Source organism: Amycolatopsis sp. NPDC049253 (genome assembly GCF_040678995.1).
Taxonomy (GTDB): Bacteria; Actinomycetota; Actinomycetes; order Mycobacteriales; family Pseudonocardiaceae; genus Amycolatopsis.
This window is the reverse complement of record NZ_JBFAQX010000007.1, coordinates 330,273-331,235: the sequence shown is the minus strand read 5'-3', so window position 1 is coordinate 331,235 and position 963 is coordinate 330,273. Positions and strand designations below refer to the sequence as shown.

Here is a 963-nt window from a genome sequence, read left to right as displayed (position 1 = left end):
CCGTGTCACACTCGGTGTGATGGCTGATCTCCGGAACCGGGTAGCCCTGGTGGCCGGCGCGACCCGCGGCGCCGGGCGCGGCATCGCGGCGGCCCTCGGCGAGGCCGGCGCGACGGTGATCTGCACCGGCCGCAGCAGCTGGGAACGCGACGGCCACTCCGACTACGACCGCCCCGAGACGATCGAGGAGACGGCCGCGCTCGTCACCAGCCTCGGCGGCACCGGTGTGCCCAGGCAGGTCGACCACCTCGACCACGAGCAGGTGCGGGTGCTGGCCGAACGCGTGCGCCGCGAACACGGCCGGCTCGACGTGCTGGTCAACGACATCTGGGGCGCCGAACGCCTCAAGGGCGGACCGGCCGACTGGAACACGCCGATCTGGGAGCACGACCTCGGCGACGGCCTGCGGATCCTGCGCCTCGGCGTGGAAACGCACCTCGTGACCTCGCACTACTTGTTGCCGCTGCTGGTCTCGCAGCCCGGCGGGCTCCTCGTCGAGGTCACCGACGGCACGCTGGAGTACAACGCTTCCCAGTACCGGATCTCCGTGTTCTACGACCTCGCGAAGGCCTCGGTGAACCGGCTCGCGTTCTCGCAGGGTCACGAGCTCGCGGCGTACGGCGGCGCGGCCGTCGCGATCACGCCGGGCTGGCTGCGTTCGGAGATGATGCTCGACAACTACGGCGTCACCGAGGAAACCTGGCGCACCGCTTTGGAACCCGACCGCCCGGACGGCCTGCCGACCGCCCCGCCGCCCTTCGCGCAGTCGGAGTCGCCGCGGTACGTGGGCCGCGCGGTGGCCGCGCTGGCCGCGGACCCGGAGCGCGCGCGGTGGAACCAGCGCTCGGTGAGCTCGGCGGAGCTGGCGCGCGAGTACGGCTTCACCGACTTGGACGGCTCACAGCCGGACAGCTGGGCTTGAAACGCGTTTCGCGTTTTCCGGCACGGGAGGCCGTGAATTTC

General features: G+C 71.7%; 1 protein-coding gene. It reads left to right on the top strand.

Annotated elements, in window-relative coordinates:
- The first annotated feature begins 19 nt into the window (after positions 1-19).
- Complete coding sequence (locus AB0K15_RS19370) at positions 20-922, top strand: SDR family oxidoreductase (RefSeq protein ID WP_364051800.1); 903 nt, start codon at positions 20-22, stop codon at positions 920-922.
- Positions 923-963 lie beyond the last annotated feature (41 nt).